Raw genomic sequence first — 16,073 nt, forward strand, 5'->3', positions numbered from 1 at the left:
TTTATCCAAAGACTCAAAGGAATGTGTAATTTCAGTCGGTTGTCTTATACTCTTTGAGTTTATTCTGAAAAACACCATAATTACACATCCTTTAAGACAATACCCTGACGCTTATATTCTCTATTTAGCTTAGGCATTATCAGTCTTGCAAAAGTCTGCCCATCTATATTAAGGTTTATTACACCTTTCTCCTGTTGGTCTGTTTCACGCAATGCATACATTCCTTGTAAGAGCCCGTTCACAACATCACTGCTTGGGCTATACCCTGCGTTTACCATTGCTCTGGGCGATGATGTTATGTTCATTGACCCTGCAATACTCATTGCGGCTCTTTGTATATTAGGCATGCCGTTGTAGAAGTCTTTTTCCATCATACCAAGCAGATTAGGTATCCATTCATCAGCAGTTCTACCGGGGCCTTTCTTGGTAGGGCTGCCAAAACCCAAAAAGTCTTTTATCGTCTGACCGATATTTGTTACTCCGTCAACCACCCAGTCCCATGCTTTTTTTATTCCGTTCCAGATGTTTTCAATAAGGCCTTTACCCCAATTGAATGCGTCCGAGCATAAACCCTTAAAAAAGTCCCCTATACTTGAGAACAGTCCCGTTATCCCGTCCCAGACCCAAGAACATGCTGACTTTATTCCTTCCCAAATGTTCGTAAAAAAACCTTTAATTCCAGTCCAGGCACTTTCAAAAACATCACTTATGCTGCCGCCTAGATTAGAAAAGAATTTGCCAACACCTTCGCAAAAGCCTTTTATGAATTCCCAAATAGCAAGAAAGATGTTCTTAATAGCGCTCCACACACCGCTCGCAATGTTTTTCATGTGCTCCCAAGCTTCCGACCAATCGCCTCGAAGCAACGCACATACAAGCTGTATCTTTTCTAGTACTACCTTAGCAATGTCTATGACCGCTTGTATAAGGGGACCGAGGCTTGAGATTATACCGTTGATTACGCCCATAACTATGCCAAGCAAGACTAATACTAGTCCTCCGATTAACTCAAATACAGGTTTTAAGGTTTCATACAGGCTGACTAGTGTGTCCCAGAGTGAGGAAAACAAGCTCTTGATGTTCTCCCAGATAGGTCTTATGTATGTTATGAACTTGATTATTCCGTTTGAGATAATATCAAAAGCTGTAAGGGCAATTTCCCAAATGAGTTTAAATAACGTACTTACAGTCGTCCATATCTTAGCACCGTTTTTCTCCCAAAAGTTCATAATGCCGTTTATTGTATCCAGCACTATTTCCTTAACATACGGCCAGACTTTAGCGGCGATTTTAACAACCTTTCCGAACACCGATTTTATAACTGTCCAGATGTTTTTAAATGCTGATATGGCTTGCGCTATTACCTTCTCACCGTTTTTATCCCACCATTTCTTTATCTTAGTAACGGCATTAAGTATATATCCTTTTATCTTATCCCAGATATCAAGTACTGCCGTGCGGAACTCTTCATTGGTATCCCATAGATGCTTGACGACTAGTACTACTGCTGTAAGGATTGCTATGATAAGACCGATTTTAGAAAACAACAAAGACCCCACCTTTGTAATCAAACTCATGCTTGACATAAGCTTACCTAAAACAAGCAGTAACGGTCCTATGGCTGCGGCCAATAGTGCGATAGTTACTATTTGTTTCCTTGTCCCGTCGGACAGTGACATAATCTTAATTAATAAAGGGGTTATGTATTTCTGTATTAATTCTCGAATGATAGGAATAAGGATATCACCGAATTGCAGAGCAATCTCTTCTACTTGGGACTCAAGCTCAGCGTATTCGCCCTGAAGAGTGTCAAGCTGCATTGCTGCCATTTCATTAGCTGAGTTTGTGCCTGTAATGGCGTCTGTCATTTCCCTGACAGCATCGCCGCCTGCCGAAAACAATGCGAGCATGCCCGGTCCTGCTCTTGCGCCAAACACTTCCATTGCCTGTGCTGTCGTGATCCCGCTCTTTGAAAGAGTATCCAAGATATCTGCAAAGCTGTTCGTGGTCGGATCAAGATTCTTTAGGTCTATATTAAGTTCTTCAAAAATCTTTTTTGCCGATGAGGTTGGGTTCATAAGTGAAACAAGTGCTTGCCTTAATGATGTTCCTGCCATTGACCCATCATAGCCGGCGTTATATAGTACAGATAAAGCACCCGAGGTTTCTTCAATTGAATATCCGAGCGAATGTGCTACTGGTCCCACATACGACATTGAAGTGCCAAGATTATCTAGAGTAGCTTGAGAATATCCTATTGCTGCTGCAAACACATTGGCTACCCTGTCAGCACTTTCGGCTTTTAGTCCAAACTGATTAAGTGCTGCTACTACCGTGTCCGTAGTAAAAGCTAAATCATTCTGTGTTGCTGAGGCTAGGTTAAGTGTTGGTTCTATCGCTGATGCCATTTGATCAACCTTGTATCCTGCTGAAGCCATGTAGTATAGGGCATCGGCTGCATCTGATGCTGAGAAGACTGTTTTTGCACCCATTTCACGTGCAATGTCTTTCATCCTAGCAAGCTCTTCTGCCGTTGCATTAGATACTGAGCCTGCGTTAGCCATACTTTGCTCAAAGTCTTTGGAAAGTGATACGATTTTGTTGCCGAGTGCTGCTATTGGCACGGTTAGTGATGCTGTTAGCTTTGAACCTATTTTAGTTATATTAGAAGCTGCGTTTTTTAAAGTCTTCTGTGCTGTCTTTAGTCCGTTAGATAATGAAGAGATGTCCGCTGCTATTTTTACGACTAGGTTACGTATTACTGCCAATGGAACACCTCTCTTTTATTTAGTTTTGCACATAAAAAAAGCAAGTCCAAAGATGAACTTGCTCTCTAATTTCTAATATTAATTATTTAACTACCTTAAATCTCAATCATAACTTGATGTAGGCATTTCTTTAAATCAGCTGAATCAAACACGCTTTCAATCATAGCATCAAGTAAAAGCTCTTTATCTATTTTACTCCAATCAATGGAAAACCCAAGACTTAGCGCATATTCCCTTATATATTCCCTGATTGCTCGGCCGTTGCCTTCTCTAAAAGGGTGAATTATGTTCAACTCCGCCATTAAATAACCTAAAAACTCAACAGTTTCGTTTCTATTGGAGACCTTTGTTTTCTTAAGCGATGCCTTGGAAAATAACTCTTCTAATTGATCGTCAATATAATTCCATACGCAGAACTTAGTGCCGCCTTTTGAAATATCTTCTTTACGTGTTTTACCGGCAAAGTCATAGCAATTATTGAACATAAACTCATGTATATCATATAAATGCTTTTTATCAAACTTACCATGTATAGGGTTTATACCTAATTCAAGCAATGCCGCAAAGACAAGCTCACTTTCGGCATCTTTTAGTAATTTGCTGTCTTTAATACCAAGTTTATTTTTTAACACTCCTGTGCCTTTGTAACAGTAAACGCTGTCGCCTTCAGTATATAACTCATATTGATCAAAAAAATTAGACATGGCTATCTTGATGTAAATTTAGACTTAATCTGTGCAACACGGCTAATATATGTTGCCTTGTTCTTAAGCCTGTTCTTTGCATATGTTATTGAGTCTTTAGAAACATCCAGTCCTTCCATGTTTAATGACGCCTCAATGCTAGATATATTGATTGACGGTATTTTTCGGGTATATGATAATTTGTTTGCATTAACCATCACGTAAGTACCGTCTTTTTCTATAAAAGCCACTTGATCGCCTGTATCTAAACCAAGCTTTTTCCGTATCTTAACGGGAAGAGTCAGCTGTCCTTTAGAAGTTAACTTCGCTATATCCATTCAATGCCTCCAACACATTCCTTACTTTCCTTACATTATATTATATTATATGGTACTCGTCAAGGTTAATTCATTTGGCACTAAATCTTCACACCCTTTTCTGCCGCCATAGCTTTAAGCACAGCATCTCCTGCACTATATGTTTTCTTAGGCTTTTTCCGTATATCCTTTATTAGCTTATCTAGCCTCGGCATCTTCTTCTGTCTTGCCAGCGCCTCAGTATGCCAAGCAAGCGCGATTATGTTCTCAAATTCTACATATCTTTTTTCCTGCCTTTGTTTGCCAATAACACTTATTTCAAAGGGCGTTAATTCATATGCTGTCATTACGTCAATCCCTAGCTTCACAACAGCGTCTTCCGTGAACCGCCCTATATTGAACAAAGCGTTACTGGCTACCTCACCTTTGGGTGATTACTTTCCTTTAAACCCCCAAAAGCTAAAGTAAAAGCTTCACCTACTTTCTCAGCCATTTTATTCATATCTGAAAACTCATCGACCAGATCTCCTACCTTTTCTATCGTTAAGGTTTGGTCTTCATGGTACAGCCCTGCATAGATGATTGCCAGTAGATCCCTAATCCCTATATTATTAAGGTCAAGACTTACTATTGGCTTTTGGGTTATGTCTTCTATCTTAGCAAGTGCGTTCATCCCGTACCTTAGAGTACGCGGCTTGTCCAACTCAATTGTTATTCCTTTTCTCATTCAATTACTCCTTTTTCAAATGTAAGCTCGCCTGTACCGGTAAACTCAATACTTATTGACACCACATCGTCCACGGGGTCTTCTATTGATAACGAACTTATATAAGCTGTTCCTGTATAGTAATTATTCTCATCCACATACAGCTTTACAGTCACGGTCTCACCTGATAAAAAGGCTGATTGCAAAACTTCCTGACCCTGAGTATCCTGTGGTACGTTGTAGTCGCCTTCGCTTGATGCTGTCCATTCCTTAAGTCCTGTTATGTATTCTTTCCAATCCACGCCTAAGGCTGTTGTCTCAAGCGTATCTAGGGATAATTCAAGCGACCAGTTCTTTATCCCAACGACTTTTGTAGATGTGATACCGCCTACTTCCACACGGCCGTTCTTTCCTGCCACTGCCATATATTTTAATCCTCCTATTCATTAAATTGAAATTCAAACTCGATTACCGACATGTACTCATCCGTATCAAACCTTATAGCCGTGTTAGAATTTGACATAAAATCTGAACGTATGAATACTGCCTGTATGTTAAGTCCGTACATATTGCCTTTGTAGTCTTGAAGCTTATACTTTACAAGCCGTGAAAGTTCACGTGCTTTTTTGAATGTCTTATCGTGACAGCTAAACTGTACCGTTTGACGTACGAAACCTGTATCTCCACTAAGCGCAGAGTCGTAATTGGCAAGCATTGGCGAATACACGATTGAAGGCAATATAGCGTTCTGAGGAAGAAGAACGGGGTACAGTCTGTCGCCGATAACGCTATGTATATCAGCATCTAAACTTAGGTACTTATACACAGCCTGACAGATATCTTTCATATCTTTTTCCCTACGGCTTTAGCTATTTCGCTTACAATGGTTTTGTTTATCTTATCCTGATTCTTATCTACTGCGTTTCTCAAGAACGGATTACCCTGTTTGCCACGAACCCCAAGCTCAACAAAAGCACCGTACTTAATAGACTTATCATAGTCCACCTTTACCGTTGCTTTCTTTTCGGTCTTTTTATCTTCAGTTAGTTTAAGACTTGCCTTTAACGCACCTGTATCCACTGGACAGTTTTCTTGAGCGGCTCTAAGCGCAATCGCTCCGCCCGCTTTTGCACCTTTCATAAGCGCGTCTGCTGCCGCCTCGTCCATTGCCTTTAAGTCTTTTGCCAGAGTCTTGGCACCTTCAACTCTAACCTTAACTTTCCTCTGTCTTGCACTGTAGCCCATAATCCACCAGTTCCTTACAGTTAATTACTGTCCATCTATGCGCTGTTTCCAAATCGCTGATACACTTTATCTCATATATCTTGTCTTTATACCGTATACGGTGCATGACATTAAGTGTTTTGTAATACCGTATCGTTATCTTTGTCGTAGTTTCTGCACTTATCTGCTCAGCTTTGAAAAACTCAGTACCGCTTATCGGCTCTATCTTAGCCCATACCTGTGCGATAGTAAGCCAGTTACTAGTAACACCGCCAAAGTCGTCACGCTCTTCAAACAATTCCAGAACATCAACCCGTCTGTTAAGTTCGCCAATCGTCATTTGTTAAAACGTCTCCTTACGGTAAGCAAACAGCATTCTGCGAACAAGCTCAAGGATATTAGTCATTCCAACGCTATCCTTACCTGTTTTTGCGACCTGTCTTTCCTCGTAAAGCGTTGCTATGACTATGAGCATGGCTTGACGCACTGTTTCAGGGATTGTTTCAAACTCGTCCAGTCTCTGTCTTAGCGTTTCTTCAACAAGCTCTCTAGCAGTAAGCGACAGCGAAACCAGCAGACGGTCATCCTCATCCCCATCAATACGAAGAAAAGTCTTTATTTCCTTAAGCTCAAGCATAGCTGCTTCTCCACCTATTCCGTGTATCTAGGTTCATATCTTACCGTAGTCACTGAGCCTATTACCGTTGATTCAGTTGCAGCAGTCAGTTTTAGGGCGACCCTATCAAAACCGCCTTTCGATAAGTCATCCGCTGTTATCCTATATACAGCCATACTCCCATTTCCGCCTATATTAAGCCCAACTCCTTCTGCCTCTATGTACTCTTCTGGCATACCGTTATTTCCGATTACACGGAATGGTAAAGCTTGACCAATATCGTCCTTTGTACTCTTACCATAGATCTGTGCGGTTATGGATGCTTGTTCGCCTTCTCCGCTTGCGACAATAAAGTCAATATACTTATAGTTAGTAAGGGTATAGTCTGTAGAAGTAAAAGCCGAGGCAAATATTGCCCCGGCTTTATCAAACCCGTATTTCGTTAATATATTATTCGTCATTTCTTCTCACCTCTAATTTCTTTTTCCAAGTGCTACAAACGGTGATACGCTAGCGCTACCCTTGTAAGGCGAAAGCGGTTTACGCCACACCGGCTGTCCGTCACATCGATAGATAAATCTGAACACGTTCTCATCATACAAGAACCTTACATGTATAGAGCTTGCAGCCTTTATTCCGCCCTTGTCTATCATAAGATATTGACCTATATCCGCAAGAACGATATCACCTAAATCGCCTGCGGCGTTGCATTGTTCTAAGGGAACAACTGGTCTGCCAAAAATAGTACCGTATGGCTTTTCAGACAAACCTCCAGCTGGAATATACACTGCTGTATCACCTACTTTGAGGGTGTATAGGTAAGGCTCAAGCTCTTGATTTATGTACCATGCTGAGTTTGCTCGGCTTTTCGCCCATAGCCTGTTCCACATTCTAGTCAGATTATCTACAGTCAGCTTGTCTGTTTGATTGGTCTCTTTTGGTACTGTTACAAGCGAGCCGCTGTTTAATATACCTAAGGGTTCGCCTGCTCCGCTACCTGATAGTATGGCTTCGTCTATCTTAAACCCAAACTCTTCGGCAAATGCCTGACGGATTACTGCTTCAAGTGCTGAAGCATCCTGCAACAGCTCATCAGTCGCATAGCAAAGACCCGTTAGCTTTTTAAGCGACAAGTCCATTTGCCTGAATTTTGGTTTGCTTGCTGTAAGTTCTGATGCTTCCGATTCCCAAAAGGTTTGTATCCCGCCCCATCTGGCGCCGCTCGCTCTGCTGTCCTCGTCTACTGCATTGATCTTTAAGCCATTGCTGTTAGTAGACAGCGGTATCTTCTTTACCTTACTTGCCAGTACACCTGTCTCATATGTTCTTTTTAATAGCTCAGATACAAAGTCATGCTGGACAAGAAACCCACCGTCAGACGGATTGGTTTCATTAAGGCCCGATGCCGCTCTGGTTGACAGCCTTTCATCAATCCTTCCGCCGCCGGGTGCCGCTGCTCTGTACACCGCCATTAGCTGATCGCCAAACGACCTAAAGACTTTGTTGTCAGGTGCTGGCATGGGCTTAGATTCAGGCTCTTCCCTTCTTTCTTCCATGTCAGGCTCTATTGCAAGAACTTTTTCTGCTCTTGTAATACTATCGTCCCAGCCACGAATCTCAGTTTCCAGAGCATCAATTTCATTTTGCTCGTCTTCACTTAAGAACCTGTCTTCAGTCTCTGCCTTGTTCAACACCGCCATTGCTTTGAGTCTGGCGTCCTCACGCTTTGCTTTCATTTCAAGTAATTTCTTTCGGTTCATGCTATTCTCCTCTACATTAATTTAAATCTGTTTTTAAGGTTTTCTAGTCTTTTCTTTTCCTGTAGTTTTGTGTTTATGCTTTCTTCTGCTGAACGCTTTTCGGCTAGATAGCTTTCGTACTCACGCATCGCCTTAACTCCGACATCCGTCTGCGTGTATGCAGGGAATGTTACAGGACTCACATCATAAAGCTTTACCTCAATAAGCTCTCTGACATCCTGTTTATCTTGACTGCTCCACTCGTCCTTGATTACGGTAAACCCAAAGCTCATCTGAGATATATCGCCTCTTGAAATACTTACCGTCAAGTCCCTTGCCCATTGTGTATCAGGCGGGAATATACGAACAAGAAGCCCTTTATCGTCTTCCATCAGCTCAAGTGTTCTTGCTTTGTTGCGTCCAAGAACATAGTCGGGGCTATGGTTAAACAGCGCCCGTATATCGTCCTTTTCTATACTCCTGGCAAACGCACCTTTTCTTACCTTTTCTTTAAAAGGGAATATCCCACCCAAAGTTTCTGACCAACTATCAAAAACTGATGCATGCCCTTCTATGACGGGTCTTTCACCGTCTGATTGCACACGTAGTTCAGTAAGTGGTACGGTGCGGATTTCACGTTTATCTACTGTCTTGTTTTCCAACCTTGCCTCCTTTATCGTTTTGAGATGAAGCCGGTACCATATTCCCGTTCACCAGATAATCATCGCCACCTTGCTCAGCAGGTATCGGGTTCATGTCCTCTAGTCTTCGTATATCATTAATGCTCATCCATCCGTTCTGTCTTGCAGTTGCATAGCCTTGAGTGCGTGTTGCAAAATCCCCTCGAAGCAGTCCGTTTACATTGAACCTCGCAAAATACAAAGTCCGTTCACTTTCATTAAGCAGTGAACGGCTTATCTCTTGCTCCCACCTAACTAGCCACGGCCGTATGGTGTGTGTTACGAACTCTATTGATTGATGTTCTATGTTAGAAAAGGTTGCTCTCTCAAGATCCCCCACCAAATGTGGTGGCACTCGGAATATCCTGCATATTTCGTTTACTTGATACTTTCTTGTTTCTAGAAACTGCGCGTCTTCAGGCGCAATACCGATAGAATGATATTTCATTCCCTCTTCAAGCACGGCTACCTTATGGCTGTTCTTTGAACCTCGATATACCTTGTTCCAGCTTTCTCTTAGTTTTTCCGGGTCTTTCAATGTTCCAGGATGTTCCAGCACTCCACCCGGTCTTGCACCATTGCCAAAAAACTTAGCACCGTATTCTTCAGTAGCGAGTGCTAATCCCACAGCTTCTCTTGCTTGAGCAATCGGGCTTATGCCTTTCACTCCGTCAAACGACAAGCCCTTTAAATGAAATATCTGTTGGGGGCTATACTCAAACATCTCGCTGGTGTTCTCATCCGTATAGATGTACTTTATCTTACTTGTCCTGCTATCACGCTCCACTGTCATGTATTGGGGTTTTAAGTACCATAGTTCTACTACATGCCCTTGCTTTACAATCTTTCGCGCATAAGCATTTCCCCATAAAAGCACTGAGGTCATCATTAGTTCCCTGAACTGAAAGCTTGTCATCTCACTGTTTGGGATTTCATATAGGCACTCATATAGTGGATGCTCTGTCGCTTTGACACGTTTATCACCGTCCTGTTTAAACAACTGTAGCGGCAAGCTCGCTACTGTTTCAGCTAGTATTCTTACACATGCATAAACAGCTGATGTTTGCATTGCGCTTAGTTCGTCTACCTGAACACCGCTTGCACTGCCTGCACTATCAAGGTCCACTCCCGTTATGAATTCTTTTAATTTGTCTGGCATCTCACGCTTTTCGGGCTTGTCCCTGCCGTGTCTAAATAGTCCCATAGCTCCTCCGTTTGCAAATAAAAAACCGCCCTTGCTAGAGCGGCGTTGATGCTTGTCTTGTCTTTTCTATTATTTTATACTGCTTTGTCCTAGCTGATAAGCTTCCTTGAGCGCATCCTCTAAGCTCCAGACCGTTGTAGTGAAGAAGTCTTTATCGTCGTTGTGCTTCTGCTCAAGGTCTGTTCTTTCTTTTAAGGTGACGATGTTTCTCTTTGCGATTTCAAACAGCTTTTTTCTTATTTCATCAGTCATTTTCTTTTCTCCTTAATTTCTTGTTTAACAAAACAATACCGTTAAGATGTTATTAAGTCTATTGAAAACGCCCATAAACACACAACTTTCAGACGATTTTTATTCGATTTCCTGCCCATTCCTTATATGCTTTATCTCTGCACTTGGTTTATATTCTCTATATCTTCGGACGATGACATCACAGTACTTAGGCTCTAGCTCTATTGCGTAACAGTTTCTGTTTAGTTGCTCTGCTGCTATAATGGTAGAACCGCTACCGGCAAAAGGTTCATAGACTATGTCACCTTCTAGGCTGCTGTTGTAGATGAGTCTGGCACATAGTGTTATTGGCTTCATTGTAGGGTGTTCTAAAGATTTCGTCGGTTTATTATCGCAAATTACTGTGTTCTGTAACTTAAAGATTTTATCTAATAGTTCTTGCAGCTCGGTCTTTGACATCTTTTTTATATCTTTTCTCTCATCCTCGAAAACTGTCTTGCTTGTTCTGTCGTCGATAAAATAGTGACCTGACCCTTCCTTCCAACCATAGAGTATGGGCTCATGTATCCATTGATAGTCTTGCCTACCCAAGGTGAAATGGTTCTTGTACCACACCAGAGTCTGTGCGTACTTAAACCCTGCGTTTTTCAATGCTTCTATGAAATTAACCGTTTCTTTAGTTGAGTGAAACACATATACAGGCGCTCCAGCTTTTAAGTGTTTATGTGCTGTTTTGTAGAAGCTAAGCAGAAATTTATAGAAGTCGCTGTCTGACAAATTGTCGTTTGCTATATTACTGTCTGCTCTACCTAGGCTACTTATGTTCCTACTCTCAAGCGAAGCTCCGTAGTCTACATTGTATGGCGGGTCTGTGAGCATTATATCTGCTTGTTTGCCGTCAAAGACCGTTGACACGTCCGAATGCTTGGTGCTATCGCCGCACAGTAGCCTATGTCCATCAATGAGCCACAAATCGCCTGTTTTGGTCACAGGCTCGTTTATCTCTTCTGCTGCTTTTTCTGCGTCAAAATTATCTTCTTCTACGTTCTCCATTGAGCCGCTTCCGAACAGTTCTTTTATCTCAGCCATGTCAAAGCCTGTCATGGTAATATCATAACCGCTTTGCTCTAAATCCTGTAAAAGGTTACTTAGCATTAATTCATCCCATGAACCGCTTATTTTATTTAGTGCGATATTTAGTGCTTTCTCTTTTTCCCTGTCAAGGTCTACAATAACGCAATCGACCTCGGTATATCCGAGGTCTTTCATCACTTTTAATCTTTGGTGTCCCCCGACTACCGTTTGAGTTTGCTTGTTCCATATGACTGGCTCTACATAACCAAACTCTTGTATACTGCGCTTGAGCTTTTCGTACTCAGGGTCGCCTGGCTTTAAGTCTTTTCTTGGATTGTACTCGGCGGGTTTGAGTACCTCTACTGACATTTTCTTTATTTCCATTACATCTCCTTATGGGTATGAAAAAACCGCACTCTCCTGAATGCGGTCTTATTACTTCTAATTGGAATTTTATCTAGCACTGTCATATATACAGAAACATAATAATTTATAGATTTTCTTATTATTTTTTTAATCCATTTAATATGCTATTCGCTATTATCAACGAATTGATAAATGATCAAAGGCTTAAATTCAAAGTTTTCATTAGAAACAGAAAAGTCATTTATGTCAATAATTTGCGTTACTATTTTGCCAAATTCTGTTTTGTGACCTAATGTAAGCCGTATAAGAAAAACGTCATAGGATTTTTGCAACAGCTTTTTTATAAATTCTTTTAACCATACAATTTGATTTTTGGCAGTATTATAATACTGTTCTGAAATCTGTTTTTGATTTTGCCCAAAACTCAATTCAATTGTCGATCGTATAGCATAAATATATCTTTGTTGAAAAATATTGCCCAGTGCCGCTTCTTCAGAATCCCAGAGTTTATCATCAAAGATAATGCCTTCATCATCGCATAAAAAATTTTGATGATTTTCAAATATGTTTTTATAACTATACTCCGTCTTGTTTAACTTAATGTTTGTACTAAGAAAATATGCTACGCTCATTACAACCTCTTTTATTAACTATGTTCGTGGAAAAACCACATTTCATATTCTATATCAGGGATGTTCAAAACCTTATGATATTCTCCATAAAAACGTGCCATAGAGTTAATGTTTTTATTGTCTAAACTTCCTATAACTATTATTGGATTGCTATGTAAATAAACAATTTCATTTTCACTTACATTCTTCTTATGTTCAAGCAAAAGTCCTTCTGTAAGTAAAATATTTGCATAATTATTCCGTAAAGATTTATTGTACACTGTATCGATTACAAGTGTTATATTTTGTTCTTTTCCAGAATTATTATACTCGAATGGATTTGTTTCATCGTTTTGGAGACAAGCAGGTTTCAATCCAAGTTCAGTTATAGAGGTATCAGTATAATGCAAGCAGTATTCCCACGGAATTTGAAAGGCTTGGTATTTTTCCTTAAAATATTTTGACGCTTCAAAGATATCATATTTCTTTTTATCTCCTAGAACAGAAACTATCTCATTTGAAACTTTCTCAAACAATTTATTGTCAAAAGTAAAACTGTAGCCCAATTTTTTAATGTATAAATGAGCAATATATCTTTTGCTTTTTATAAAACTTCCGTCAAATAACTTTTGCGATTCTTTTAGGATATTCTCATTTTTCATAACGACCTCTTATGCAGCAATCAACCCAGAGTAAAAAGAATGAACAACATATAATCCATTTAATCCTTTTGCATGGCTCTTATCGGGCAACACAGCGTGGAAATGGGGCATTCCATGAGTTTCTTCTATTATTGGTAGTGGAGCAAAAGCTGTAAATATTACGCTTTGTGCATTATGGCTGTACCCTGTAATTGAACTCCAACTATATTGTTTCATATTTAATGACATAATTTCTTTAGTGTATGGCTCCAAAGAAACGGTAACTGGGCCTACGCTATTAGAATATTGTGTAACATGAAAATATATTGCAGGATTATTAGGATTAGTTTTTGTTTGAGATATAGCAATATCTTTTATAGCTTCCTTTGTTTTATCCTTGCTCCATTGTGCAGTAACCACAGTTGTTCCGGCTGTTGTAGTTGTAGTAGTAGCTTGAATACCAGGATAATATTTGTCAACCAAGTCTGCCGTTAAAGCTACGCCCGCCGCTATTGCTGCAGTTAGGGCCGCATAAGTTCCTATTGCTGCGGCTGTTGCCACCGAACCCGCAACAACAGTAGTAGAGACACCAACACCCGCCGCAACTAATGCGGGAGCAGCAGTCCCTGCTGTTACTACAACAGCGGCGGCAACTACCACAACTACTGCTACTACTGCAACTGTAACAGCTACTGCTTTAACTAATTTTGAAAACCAACCTGCGTTTTGTATTAACCCAGCATCGCTCATTTCGCTAAGCAAAATTCCCTCGCCTTCAACATTCATAACAGCATCAATTTCATTTTTATCATTAATAAAACCGACTCCACTGATTGTGTCCATCTCAATTTCACCAAACTCATTGGACATTTCGGCAGAAATCGTCACTATGTTTGATTCTTTATCATATGTAAAGTAGTAACGGACTTTACAGTTTTCGGCTAATTCCTCCTTTTCATCCACACTTAAATTGTCAAGCATCGAAAATACTGACGCATCCAAATTTTTATATCCCACAAAGGTAGCCAGTTTATCAGTAACCGTTAAATCGGCATCTTCAAACTCATCAAAAATTGCTTGGTTAGAAATAACACTTTTTTGAAGTTCTATTGTTCTCACCATTGCCGTCTTAGAACTGATATTTCCAAGAATGAAATACCCGCTAACAATGAGCGTTAAAGCCATTACAAATGCAGAAAATACGATTGTTTTTTTCTTAGCAAAGAACATAATTTATCCTCCTTTTAAAAAAAAATATAATATCTTCTCAAAGCAAACCTATTATCTTTTAGCTTTGATAACATATTCAATCGCTGAATCTACAGGAACACAAAATCCTAGTCCATATACAGTATTGCCTCTATTATCCTTTATTCGAAAAGTTGTAATTCCTATCAGTTGACCTCTCTCATTAAGCAATGCTCCTCCGCTGTTTCCCTCATTGATCACAATATCACATTGAATTACCTTGCGTAAAACATCTTCGTAAGATATTTCTATAAGCGGATTACTAATAATCCCCTCTGTAATTGAAATACCGTAGTTCATTGCGTTACCTATGGCATAAACTTTTTGTCCGTGCTTTAAATTAGATGAATCACCTATACTTATTGGTTTAAGCTTTAATTTTTCTGCATCTAGTTTTAACACTGCCAAATCTAAATTCTCATCATACTTTAACAGTTCTACCGCTCTGTAAATTTCTTCATCACTAAACCGTATTTCATATTCTTCAAAAGTATTCAATTGCCCTAATCGGCTATACATAACAACATGGGCGTTTGTAATTAACGTTCCGTCTTTATTAACTAAGACGGCAGTTCCAAAACTCTCACCTACACTTTCTGATGATGCTTTTAGTTCTACAACATTGTTTATGCTGTCATTAAAGACTTTTTTGGCAGAGGGCGTTCTTATAACGACAAAATAGACTATAGCAAAAGTTATACTTATTATTAAAATAAAAACAAACGCCACTATTTTATTTTTTGATTTTAAAACATTTGCTTTCATTTTTGTACTATATCATATGCATTTGTATAGGTCAACATTGTATAACTACTTTTTTAATAAATTTTTTCATATAACTATAATTCCCCTGTCATTATACACGCTCTCATCATCTCCTTTATTTCTCAATGCTCTATCAAGTGCCATTATAAGTGCGACAGCACCGTCAATCCGCTCTGTGCTCTTTTCCTTATCCGGCTTTATATTCCCTGCTGGGTCGGTCTTAATAAAGATGTTATCCATCATCCACCTAAGCGGCTCGTTACCTCCATGTGCGATTTTCTCTTCCAACAAAAGTTTCATCAGTTCCTTTGTAGGTGGGCTCATATCCTTATACCCTTGCCCAAACGGAACAACTGTAAAACCCATACCCTCTAGGTTTTGTGTCATCTGCACAGCTCCCCATCTATCAAAGGCTATTTCCTTTATGTTATACTGTTTGTCTAAGTTTTCTATAAAGGTCTCTATAAAACCGTAATGAACGACATTGCCCTCAGTCGTCATTATGCTTTCATTTGCCTGCCAGATATCATAAGGCACATGGTCACGCCTTACCCTTAACTCAAGTGTATCTTCGGGCACCCAAAAATATGGCAATACAATATATTTCTCATCATCATATATTGGTGGAAACACCAGCACAAATGCGGTTACGTCAGTTGTCGATGATAAATCAAGTCCACCATAGCATTCTCTGCCTTTGAGTTTTTCAGGGTCTACAGAAAAAGCGCATTTATCCCACTTATCCATAGGCATCCATCTGATGGATTGTTTTACCCATTGATTGAGCCTAAGTTGCCTAAATAGGTTTTCTTCTGCAGGGTTGTTTTTGGCACTGTCAAAAGCTGTCCTAAACTTATCAATACTAACGGTAACATCAAGGCTTGGGTTTGCTTTGTACCAGTTGCGTTCGTCAGTCCAATCATCATCATCATTTATCCCGTATATGACGGGATAGAATGACGGATCTTTTTTTCTACCTTTTAATATATCATCAGCTTTGCTATGGACTTCCCAACATATGCTGTTCCTGTCTGTACCAGCCGTTGTTATAAGGAAAAAAAGCGGCTGTTTCCTTGCGTCTCCAGATCCATGCAGCATTACATCATATAATGCCCTATTGGGTTGGGCATGGAGTTCATCAAACACAACCCCATGGACATTCAGGCCGTGCTTTGTGTAGCTTTCTGCCGATAATACCTG

The 16,073-nt window shown here is 40.0% G+C and carries 21 protein-coding genes; all 21 read right to left on the reverse strand.

The genetic code is table 11. The features are described from left to right. Positions 1–80: 80 nt before the first annotated feature. Positions 81–2,768 carry a phage tail tape measure protein gene (locus tag VIL26_04030; protein HEY8390101.1) on the reverse strand — a complete coding sequence of 896 codons (2,688 nt, stop codon included), beginning with the start codon at positions 2,766–2,768 and terminating at the stop codon, positions 81–83. Positions 2,769–2,863: 95 nt separating this feature from the next. After that, positions 2,864–3,472: a Fic family protein gene (locus VIL26_04035; GenBank protein ID HEY8390102.1), complete on the reverse strand. Its 609-nt coding sequence runs from the start codon at positions 3,470–3,472 to the stop codon at positions 2,864–2,866. A gap of 2 nt (positions 3,473–3,474) precedes the next feature. Then, positions 3,475–3,789 carry an AbrB/MazE/SpoVT family DNA-binding domain-containing protein gene (locus tag VIL26_04040; GenBank protein HEY8390103.1) on the reverse strand — a complete coding sequence of 105 codons (315 nt, stop codon included), beginning with the start codon at positions 3,787–3,789 and terminating at the stop codon, positions 3,475–3,477. 80 nt (positions 3,790–3,869) lie between these two features. Continuing rightward, positions 3,870–4,136 carry a hypothetical protein gene (locus VIL26_04045; GenBank protein ID HEY8390104.1) on the reverse strand — a complete coding sequence of 89 codons (267 nt, stop codon included), beginning with the start codon at positions 4,134–4,136 and terminating at the stop codon, positions 3,870–3,872. 47 nt (positions 4,137–4,183) lie between these two features. After that, complete coding sequence (locus VIL26_04050) at positions 4,184–4,495, reverse strand: hypothetical protein (protein ID HEY8390105.1); 312 nt, start codon at positions 4,493–4,495, stop codon at positions 4,184–4,186. Beyond that, on the reverse strand, positions 4,492–4,872 hold the full coding sequence (locus VIL26_04055) for a phage tail tube protein (GenBank protein ID HEY8390106.1): 381 nt from the start codon (positions 4,870–4,872) through the stop codon (positions 4,492–4,494). The genes VIL26_04050 and VIL26_04055 overlap by 4 nt, the downstream gene beginning before the upstream one ends. Before the next feature lie 41 nt (positions 4,873–4,913). Next, the gene (locus VIL26_04060; protein ID HEY8390107.1) at positions 4,914–5,321 is read right to left on the reverse strand and encodes a DUF3168 domain-containing protein; all 408 of its coding nucleotides are present in this window, start codon (positions 5,319–5,321) and stop codon (positions 4,914–4,916) included. Continuing rightward, positions 5,318–5,719, reverse strand: coding sequence for an HK97-gp10 family putative phage morphogenesis protein (locus VIL26_04065; protein HEY8390108.1), 402 nt, complete (start codon positions 5,717–5,719; stop codon positions 5,318–5,320). The genes VIL26_04060 and VIL26_04065 overlap by 4 nt, the downstream gene beginning before the upstream one ends. Further along, entirely contained in the window at positions 5,688–6,038 is a 351-nt protein-coding gene (locus VIL26_04070; protein ID HEY8390109.1) for a phage head closure protein, read from the reverse strand. Before VIL26_04070 ends, VIL26_04065 begins: the two co-directional genes overlap by 32 nt. 3 nt (positions 6,039–6,041) lie before the next feature. Then, a complete protein-coding gene (locus VIL26_04075; GenBank protein ID HEY8390110.1) occupies positions 6,042–6,335 on the reverse strand; it encodes a head-tail connector protein in 294 nt (97 codons plus the stop codon). Positions 6,336–6,349: 14 nt separating this feature from the next. After that, a complete protein-coding gene (locus tag VIL26_04080; protein HEY8390111.1) occupies positions 6,350–6,775 on the reverse strand; it encodes a hypothetical protein in 426 nt (141 codons plus the stop codon). 12 nt (positions 6,776–6,787) lie between these two features. Next, on the reverse strand, positions 6,788–8,074 hold the full coding sequence (locus VIL26_04085; protein ID HEY8390112.1) for a phage major capsid protein: 1,287 nt from the start codon (positions 8,072–8,074) through the stop codon (positions 6,788–6,790). 11 nt (positions 8,075–8,085) lie between these two features. Next, positions 8,086–8,715 (reverse strand): HK97 family phage prohead protease, encoded by a 630-nt coding sequence (locus tag VIL26_04090; GenBank protein ID HEY8390113.1) that lies wholly within the window; start codon positions 8,713–8,715, stop codon positions 8,086–8,088. Then, entirely contained in the window at positions 8,693–9,892 is a 1,200-nt protein-coding gene (locus VIL26_04095) for a phage portal protein (protein ID HEY8390114.1), read from the reverse strand. Before VIL26_04095 ends, VIL26_04090 begins: the two co-directional genes overlap by 23 nt. Before the next feature lie 114 nt (positions 9,893–10,006). Then, the gene (locus VIL26_04100) at positions 10,007–10,189 is read right to left on the reverse strand and encodes a hypothetical protein (GenBank protein HEY8390115.1); all 183 of its coding nucleotides are present in this window, start codon (positions 10,187–10,189) and stop codon (positions 10,007–10,009) included. Positions 10,190–10,288: 99 nt separating this feature from the next. Beyond that, positions 10,289–11,626: a site-specific DNA-methyltransferase gene (locus VIL26_04105; protein HEY8390116.1), complete on the reverse strand. Its 1,338-nt coding sequence runs from the start codon at positions 11,624–11,626 to the stop codon at positions 10,289–10,291. Between the two features lie 146 nt (positions 11,627–11,772). Further along, positions 11,773–12,240, reverse strand: coding sequence for a hypothetical protein (locus VIL26_04110; protein HEY8390117.1), 468 nt, complete (start codon positions 12,238–12,240; stop codon positions 11,773–11,775). A gap of 14 nt (positions 12,241–12,254) precedes the next feature. Then, positions 12,255–12,881: a hypothetical protein gene (locus VIL26_04115; GenBank protein HEY8390118.1), complete on the reverse strand. Its 627-nt coding sequence runs from the start codon at positions 12,879–12,881 to the stop codon at positions 12,255–12,257. A gap of 9 nt (positions 12,882–12,890) precedes the next feature. Beyond that, positions 12,891–14,090 (reverse strand): hypothetical protein, encoded by a 1,200-nt coding sequence (locus VIL26_04120; GenBank protein ID HEY8390119.1) that lies wholly within the window; start codon positions 14,088–14,090, stop codon positions 12,891–12,893. 51 nt (positions 14,091–14,141) lie between these two features. Beyond that, a complete protein-coding gene (locus VIL26_04125) occupies positions 14,142–14,873 on the reverse strand; it encodes a trypsin-like peptidase domain-containing protein (protein ID HEY8390120.1) in 732 nt (243 codons plus the stop codon). A 66-nt stretch (positions 14,874–14,939) separates the two neighbouring features. Then, positions 14,940–16,073, reverse strand: a 1,134-nt coding sequence (locus VIL26_04130; protein ID HEY8390121.1) for a terminase TerL endonuclease subunit, incomplete at its 5' end; no start/stop codon positions are given.

This window comes from Clostridia bacterium, assembly GCA_036562685.1.
Lineage (GTDB): Bacteria > Bacillota > Clostridia > Christensenellales > DUVY01 > DUVY01.